Source organism: Terrisporobacter muris (genome assembly GCF_024621905.1).
Classification (GTDB): Bacteria; Bacillota; Clostridia; order Peptostreptococcales; family Peptostreptococcaceae; genus Terrisporobacter; species Terrisporobacter muris.
In genome coordinates this window covers 1-6,311 of sequence record NZ_JANKBY010000213.1, presented here as the reverse complement: position 1 = coordinate 6,311, position 6,311 = coordinate 1, and the positions used below count along the sequence as shown (strand labels likewise).

Here is a 6,311-nt window from a genome sequence, read left to right as displayed (position 1 = left end):
TTGGATATAAAGATGAAGAGTTTATTTATCTTCATGATGCAACAACTTATGCTGAAATAAATTTATTCCTACAAAAAAGAAATGAGTCATTGAATATGACTATAGACTCATTACTAAAAAACTTAAAAGGTAAGGGAATGATAAAAACTGAAACGAATCAACTAAAACCGAAGAAATTAGTACCTGTGGATGGAGATAAGAAGAGACTAAGGTTAGTTCATTTATACAGAAAAAATATAAATATATAAAATATTAGATAATAAGGAGAGGTTGAATTATGATAGAAAATAAATTAAACAACATAGAAATAAAGGATCAGTTTGAAGAGGTAGATTACGATGGAAGTGAGTTATTTACAAGAGAACCTAGCATATTCGATACATATTCATTCATAACAAATGAAGGATTTATTTTACCAGAAAATGTTTGGTTAAAAGGGAGAGTGGAGTCTATTTCATTAGTATTTAAAGAGGATGTATATAGGCAAGAACAATACCATGAAATTAGATTTAAGTTTTTAATAAAAGATAATGACTCAAATTGTACTGAAGAAGCGATATATACATGTAGACAAGATATACCATTTAATAAAAATAGAAAGTTACAAAGATTGATATCAAGTGTACTTGGTTATATTCCAAGAGGAAAGATAGATTTGAAACAGTTATTAATTGGAAAAGAGGCGACAATCAAAATAAAAACTTATTCTCAAAAAGATGGAAGTGATATTCATTATATTACTGAGATTAAGTAGTATATTTTTACTTAGTGGTACTAAATGGGAAGTATATAGATGAAATAAAGAGTATTTAAAATAGATATTATAAATAGGAAGGTGTTAAACTTGAATAATAATTATAAGGTCGCTATTTCTAGAATTGATTTGTATTCAAAGAAATATGAAAATGTATCTACAAACAATAAAGAAGCAGTTAAAAATATAAGTATTAAAGGAGGGTTAATAGAAGTCTTAATCAATATGATCAGTAAATAATATACCCACTTATTATCAAATGATAATCAAATAAATATAACGTGTTTAAAAATATAACATTATACCAAGTAACTGTACGCTATACAGTTACTTGGGTAAAAGATATTAATTTTAGGAGGAAGTAATTATGAAAATGGAATTAACTCAATATGAAAAAGATGAAATATTATCTTGGATGAAAAGACGTGAAGAATATGCAAAACAAAATACTGTAGAAAAAATAGATATTAACTTAGGTATAGATGGAAGAAATGTAATTATGTCAACAAATGAAGAGCTATTAGATCCTGAGGGAAGTGTAGAACTACAACTAGATTGGTGGTTACAAGGAAGGATAGATAATTTTACCGGAGAGCATGAATTTATTGTATCATTTCCTATTACTTACTTAGAGGATAATGGCATTTGTGCAACAAAACATTATCACAAATGTTATACAAAGGGAGAAATAAATAATGTGAATATAGTTAATGAGATAATAGAACAAGCAAAGAAAATACTGAATAAGAAAAATCTAACAACAGATGATTTCAGTGGAGCAAGGGCATATGGAGATGTAGTTCATCTTATTGACACAAATGGTAAGAAGTATTCGGAGTTAATCAATATAAAAGTGCATATACCAAATAATATGATAGTATATGATGAAATTAATGAAAAGACTCCAAAAGTAATTGATAAGAAATATTTTGATTTAACAAAAGACGATGTAGACACAGTAATAGATGAGTTAGATATTGATGTTACAACCCCTCAAGGTGATACAAAAAGAGATATAGTAAGTATGTTTTGTAAAAATTATATGAATATGGATTTCTTCATGCACAGTGGGAAAAGTTTTTCAACTCTTAATGCATGGGTTGATATTTTTAATGATAAATTAAGTATAGAAGATATAATAGATACTTTAAGTATAAAGCCTAAGTACTTAGACTATGTTTATTCAAATTCATATATACTTGAATTTGAACCAAATGAAAGATTTTATTTAAAAAGTTGGGTTGACTATTTAAGACTATTAATTTCATTTGTTGAGTATCTTGAAAGTATAAGTATTGAAGGGATTCGTATAAGATTTGATATGTCACCTTTTGATAATAATGAGTTTATACAAGTAAATAATAATTTAGAGGAGAGGGAAAATATTAAATTTACAAAAGAGCTATTTAATTATGGTGGAGTAATAAAAGATTAAATACTTAAATATAAAAGGGATTACAAGTTTTTTGTAATCCCTTTTTTAATAATAGACCAAAGGAGAGAAAAAATGATTGATAACAAATTAGATCAAATAAGGAAATATATGATTAATAACAAGGATGGTGAAAATTACTATGAAGATACATGTAATGAATATCAGATTGATCTTATAAAAAAGTATCAGTTTGAGGTTATTAAGGATAAAAAAAATTTTCATGAGAGAATATGTTGTCTTATAGTACTTGATAACATTATTAATTTTGAAATAAGTGAAATTAGTACAAATGAAGACATTATTAATAATTACATTGAGCATTTAAATTATAGGAAAGTTGAAATACTTGAAATTGTAGAAAAGCTTATACCAAAGGATGCAAATAAGGTTGAGTTTAAGCTTATAGCAATTGGATAATTATTTTAAATTTACTTATGTTCTTATGTAGATTCAAGTTAAACATCATTTAGAATGTCAAATGTTAATTAATATTATGAGCTCAGTAATAAAAATTGAACTTTTAAATTTGTGTAGTATTAACACTTATCAAGAGGTAATAAATGAGTGTAGTTATAATGAGATACAATTTAAAGATAAAACTGCATACATTAAAGAATATTTAGAATTATTATATACACAGAAGGAAGCATATAAAGCCTTAGTTTATAGAGGTATTGAAGAATTCATTAATAAATAAAGTTAATATTGGAGGAATTAAAATGACATTTTCAAAAGCAGTAGTATATGCAAGATTCTCTAGTGAAAATCAGAGAGATGAATCAATTGATGCACAAGTGAGGGCTATTAAAGAATATTGTGAGAAAAATAATATACAAATAATAAAAGTATTTGCAGATAGGGCTAAATCAGCCACATCTGCAAATAGACCAGAATTTCAACAGATGATTAAGTTTTGTGAGAACGATACAACAGGAATATCTATGGTTATAGTTCATAAATTAGATAGATTTTCTAGAGATAAATACGACTCAGCTATGTATAAGCAAAAGTTAAAAGTAAAAGGAATTAGAGTAGTAAGTGTACTGGAAAATCTTGATAACTCACCTGAGAGTCTCATATTAGAGTCAGTTATTGAGGGCATGGCTCAGTACTACTCAGCCAATTTGGCAAGAGAAGTAGCTAAAGGGCAACGAGAAAATGCTTTGAAATCTAAGCATAATGGTGGTGATCCACCTTTAGGGTATGATGTAGCTTATGATAAAACATATACAGTGAATCAAGAAGAAGCTAAAGCAGTAAAAATTATATTTGATATGTATGTAAAAGGATATTCATATAGTAATATAATTGATGAATTGAATGTATTAGGATATAAGACTAAAAGAGGTAATAAGTTTGGTAAAAATAGTTTACATGGAATATTAAGCAATGAGAAATATACAGGGGTATATGTATTTAATAAGACTCAAAGAAAAGGTGTCAATGGAAAAAGAAATGGTCATAAACAAAAAAGTGAGGAAGAGATAATTAAAATAGAAGGGGGTATGCCACAAATAATAGATAAAGATGTATTTGAACAAGTACAAGAAATGATGCAAAAAAGAAAGATAGCCCCTGGAATGAATAAAGCCACTACAACATATTTATTAACTGGACTAATTAAATGTGGGGAGTGTGGACATGCATTTCAAGGTAATAAGAGAAAAGATTCTTATGGTAATGACTATATTTCATATAGATGTGGATGTAGAAAGCAAAAGAGAGAGTGTGATAATAAGGAAATAAGAAGAGATGAATTAGAAGAGTTTGTGCTAACAGAACTAGAAAAACATGTATTAAATGACAATGCAATACCAGCTTTAAGTAAGGAATTAAATAAGAAGTTACAAGATAAGAATCATAGTAATGAAGAAATGCTAAATAGTCTTAGAAATAAGCTTACCAAGGTCAATAAGGAGATAGAAAATATATTAAATGCTATTATGAATGGAATAGTAAATAATATGTTGAAAGAGAAGCTAGATGAGTTAGAACAAGTGAAGTTGAACTTAGATCTTAAAATAAATGAACTATCTATAGAAAGAGTAGATGGAGAAGAAGATCTTATAACAGAAGAACAGATTAGACAAATGTTTGGTATGTTTAAAGAGTTTGTATTAACTAGAAATTTACCAGAGTGTAAAAAGTTTATAGGAGATTATGTAAAGGAAGTGATAATATATAAAGACCACATTGAGGTAATATTCAATGTGGTCTTTTCTTTTGTAGATAATGAGATAAATCATGACCTTAAAATATCAAAAAAAAGGTGATAATAAAAATAAAATAGTGCTTATATAAAAAAATATAAGTACTATTTTGTGCAAAATAGTCTTGTTTTGATTGAAAAAAAGTATTAAAATTGGTATACTTTTATTAAGAAGAGGAATACTTTATATTAAAGATATCTCACTTCTTAATAAAAATAATAAGGGGAGTCATATGTGTAGAAAGTTATATGATTTCAGTGAAGCTGATATCGAAGAATATTTAAAAAAATTTAATGAATGTTTAGATAATGGAAGATATACAATATCTAGAAATAAAAATAGAAATAAAAATGATAGATATATGTTAAGATATGATATTAATGATTCTAAGGCATTAGATATTTTAAAAAGCATAAGAGTGCAAGATTTCTGCTTTGCTATGGAAAATGAGCATGAGAACTATAAGGATGAGATATTATATCAATTTTGTAAAGAAGTAGAATTGGGAGTTAGGGGAGAGTTAGTTAACTTAGATATATTTATAAAAATTAATTTAATAGAAAATAAAGGATTTGTAATTGTAGTTTCCTTTCATAACTATGACAGAGATAAAGATGGAAATATACCATACTTATTTAGACAGAAATAAATGCAAATCTTTGAGAGAGAATATATTGGGGGATTTTATAGGAGGTTATATTATGAATAATCAATCAGCTAATAGTGTAATGTGTGAATACTGTATTGATATGGTTAAATACAGCATTAATACTAGAGTGTCAATGGAAGAAATAGATGGAATTAAATTTGAATTTGAGGAACAATACGCGATATGCAATGAATGTAATAATGAGATTTACGTTGCAGAGTTACATGATAAAAATTTATATTCATATAATGAAGCGTATAAGAAGGCTAAGGGTATTATAACAATAGAAGAAATACAATCAATTATAGATAAATATGATATAGGCAAAAAACCACTATCAAAAATTTTAGGTTGGGGAGAAAATACAGTTACTAGATATTTAAATGGGGATTTTCCTAAGAAGGATTATTCAGATAAATTAAAATCTATTATGGAATCTCCATATAAGCTACTAGATTTATTAGATGAAAATAATACCCAAATATCATCAAAAAATTATAACAAATATAGATCTAATATTATCAAACATATAAATGAGCAACAATTACCCATAGAAGATGTTGCAAGGTATATTGTATCGGAAATAGATATTACACCAAAAGCTTTACAAAAAATCCTGTACTATATACAGGGATTTAGTATCGCTTTTAATAATAAATTTATGTTTAGTGATTTGCCTCAAGCATGGCAACATGGTCCTGTATACAGAGATATATATAATCATTATAGCAATTTTAAGTATAATGTTATTGATACAAGTGAATATAATATAGAATTAAATATCAATAATAACGATAAGATGCTAATTGACTGTGTATTAAAATATTTTGGAAGATTTAATGGTGATATTTTAGAACAGGCTACTCACATAGAAAGTCCATGGTTAAATGCAAGAGAAGGGCTAGCATCAAATGCACCATCAAAGAATACGATAGAGTTAGATGATATAAGACAATACTTTAATGATGTAAAATCTAAGTATAATATGATAAATTATAGTGATATAAAACAATATATAGATGATGCAGTAAGTAAAATATTATATTAACATAAAGTGGAGAGAATTGTGGATTTGATTGTTGCGATTCATCTCCACCAATACATAGACGTGGAAACGTAGAATACTTGGAACTACTAAACTTTAGAGCATAGTAGTTCCTTTTATTTTGTCTTTTAGCACACATTTAGCACACAATCAGAAAAAATAATAAATATTAGTGTTAAAAAATATTTTTATTTGAATGTTACATAAACTTATACTAT

Annotated in this window: 8 protein-coding genes; all 8 read left to right on the top strand. The window is 26.5% G+C overall.

Annotated features, from left to right (window positions below; translation table 11 throughout):
- A partial coding sequence (locus tag NSA58_RS14095; RefSeq protein ID WP_257560589.1) for a hypothetical protein occupies positions 1-248 on the top strand: 248 nt, incomplete at its 5' end.
- 29 nt (positions 249-277) lie between these two features.
- Positions 278-754 carry a hypothetical protein gene (locus NSA58_RS14090; protein ID WP_257560607.1) on the top strand — a complete coding sequence of 159 codons (477 nt, stop codon included), beginning with the start codon at positions 278-280 and terminating at the stop codon, positions 752-754.
- A gap of 90 nt (positions 755-844) precedes the next feature.
- Positions 845-994 carry a hypothetical protein gene (locus tag NSA58_RS14085; protein ID WP_257560606.1) on the top strand — a complete coding sequence of 50 codons (150 nt, stop codon included), beginning with the start codon at positions 845-847 and terminating at the stop codon, positions 992-994.
- Positions 995-1,121: 127 nt separating this feature from the next.
- The gene (locus tag NSA58_RS14080; protein ID WP_257560605.1) at positions 1,122-2,189 is read left to right on the top strand and encodes a hypothetical protein; all 1,068 of its coding nucleotides are present in this window, start codon (positions 1,122-1,124) and stop codon (positions 2,187-2,189) included.
- A 72-nt stretch (positions 2,190-2,261) separates the two neighbouring features.
- The gene (locus NSA58_RS14075; RefSeq protein ID WP_074079878.1) at positions 2,262-2,606 is read left to right on the top strand and encodes a hypothetical protein; all 345 of its coding nucleotides are present in this window, start codon (positions 2,262-2,264) and stop codon (positions 2,604-2,606) included.
- A 302-nt stretch (positions 2,607-2,908) separates the two neighbouring features.
- Positions 2,909-4,462 (top strand): recombinase family protein, encoded by a 1,554-nt coding sequence (locus tag NSA58_RS14070; protein WP_257560604.1) that lies wholly within the window; start codon positions 2,909-2,911, stop codon positions 4,460-4,462.
- A gap of 169 nt (positions 4,463-4,631) precedes the next feature.
- Positions 4,632-5,048: a hypothetical protein gene (locus NSA58_RS14065; protein ID WP_257560603.1), complete on the top strand. Its 417-nt coding sequence runs from the start codon at positions 4,632-4,634 to the stop codon at positions 5,046-5,048.
- A gap of 52 nt (positions 5,049-5,100) precedes the next feature.
- Positions 5,101-6,096 (top strand): type II toxin-antitoxin system antitoxin SocA domain-containing protein, encoded by a 996-nt coding sequence (locus NSA58_RS14060; protein ID WP_257560602.1) that lies wholly within the window; start codon positions 5,101-5,103, stop codon positions 6,094-6,096.
- The last annotated feature ends 215 nt before the right edge of the window (positions 6,097-6,311 follow it).

What these genes read in the sequence shown, in the direction of transcription:
- NSA58_RS14090 (WP_257560607.1), top strand. Translation starts at nt 278, where the DNA reads ATGATAGAAAATAAATTAAACAACATAGAAATAAAGGATCAGTTTGAA.
- NSA58_RS14065 (WP_257560603.1), top strand. Translation starts at nt 4,632, where the DNA reads ATGTGTAGAAAGTTATATGATTTCAGTGAAGCTGATATCGAAGAATAT.
- NSA58_RS14080 (WP_257560605.1), top strand. Translation starts at nt 1,122, where the DNA reads ATGAAAATGGAATTAACTCAATATGAAAAAGATGAAATATTATCTTGG.
- NSA58_RS14075 (WP_074079878.1), top strand. Translation starts at nt 2,262, where the DNA reads ATGATTGATAACAAATTAGATCAAATAAGGAAATATATGATTAATAAC.
- NSA58_RS14060 (WP_257560602.1), top strand. Translation starts at nt 5,101, where the DNA reads ATGAATAATCAATCAGCTAATAGTGTAATGTGTGAATACTGTATTGAT.
- NSA58_RS14070 (WP_257560604.1), top strand. Translation starts at nt 2,909, where the DNA reads ATGACATTTTCAAAAGCAGTAGTATATGCAAGATTCTCTAGTGAAAAT.